Below are 1,522 nucleotides of genomic sequence, written 5' to 3' on the forward strand. Positions count from 1 at the left end.
ATCCCGCTACCATCGGCGTGCTGCCGTCGTTCCTGTCGCGTATCGCTCGAAAATATCCCGATATCCGCCTGCATATCGAAAGCGGCACCACCGATGACATCATCCGTCATATCGAGGCGGGGCGCATCAATCTCGGCTTCATAAGGCCGGTGGAGAATATCGGCTCGCTACGCTTCTTCTCGATTGCCCAYGAGCGTTAYCTGSTGGCSGTCGCYAGGGASAGCCCGCTCTCCTTGAAGAGCGAGATCGAYMTCGAGGATCTGCGCWMYGAGAAGATCATCTCCTTTYCCCGCCAGAACCTCTCCTACAGCGAGCGGTATTTYGCGGAAAAGTTCGAGRAGCATGATCTGACCGATAGTGTTGCCTATACATGCGACGACACCTTCTCGCTGGTGTCGCTGGTGTCGCTGGTCTCAGCCGGGCTTGGCATCGGCTTCGTGCCGGAATGGACGCAGGATCTGCCCAACCGCGGCTTCGAGCTCAAGAAAGTGAAGGGGATCGATTTCAAGATCGGCTTGGGTGTTGCATGGAACAGGGAGGATCCGACCGCAGCACGAGACGACATCATCGATATTGCGCGATCGCTAGCGCGGCCGGGCAGATGAGGGCAGGGGCGGGTCGTCATTAGCGACGATCGCTACTGGTGCGAGCTCGGCCCAAAAGCGGAATACTCGGTCGTGGGGCAGTCGGTCCCGCGTCTTCTTCGGACCGCTTCGCTGACGCTCCTGCGGCTGCACATCCTCACACCCTCGTGTGGCGCGAATTCCCGCTTTCCCAGACGGTTCCGTCCGGCCGCTATGCTGAAAGCTCCGATATGCTTCTTTTTCTCTCTCGCCGATCCTGGCGGATCGGCGAGCAGCGCTGTGTGACTTTCGGCCTCTCGTGCTGCGCACGACGCCACTAGAGACAGGAATACGGGATGGGAAAGCGGTGTTCCGCTGACGATCCAGTCCTTGAGGCACTGCGGCTCAAACTGGCTTTCGACCACGACCATCCGACCGCCGCGCGACGACATCATCGATATCGCGCGTTCGTTGGTGAGGCCGGGCAGGTGATGAGCAGGCACGTCCGGCCGTTGAACAAAAAGAAGACGCGACGGAGCGATGCTTGATCGCTGCAGACGTTCCGACAATTGCTTCCATGCTAAGAGCGTCTGCCAGTAAAACGGCGATAGACGAACGTGCGCAATCTGTTCCTAAGATTTGCCGTCCTGCTCTGGGCCGATGCGATCGGGGCATGTGAGTACAGTTCGATATCGACAAAGCCGGCGGCCTTGAGCAGCGGCAGGAGCGTTTCGGGCCTCAGGCCTGCGCCGAAGGGCAGGGCCTCCATGATGTGGGCGTGGCGGGTGCTCAATGCGCCGCCATAATTTTTGTTAGCGCCGATGACGCTGTCGATCCAGGAGATCCGGCGGCTGACCTCCATTCTGCCCGACCGAGACTCAGATTGGGAAGATCTCTGGCGGTGCCGAGGGAGACCATCTTGCGCAGCTGGAGCATGATGCCAGCACACCGTCCAACAG

General features: G+C 59.7%; 1 protein-coding gene and 1 pseudogene. One reads left to right on the plus strand and one right to left on the minus strand.

Going from position 1 to position 1,522, the window contains the following annotated elements; genetic code table 11:
- On the plus strand, window positions 1–605 hold a 605-nt coding region (locus AC1D35_RS36085; protein WP_477942803.1), incomplete at its 5' end, for a LysR family substrate-binding domain-containing protein.
- 538 nt (window positions 606–1,143) lie between these two features.
- On the opposite strand, the pseudogene AC1D35_RS36090 reads toward AC1D35_RS36085, so the two are convergent.
- Window positions 1,144–1,522 (minus strand): annotated as a pseudogene (locus AC1D35_RS36090) (hypothetical protein); the annotation flags it as partial.

Source organism: Rhizobium sp. P1_E6 (genome assembly GCF_056405875.1).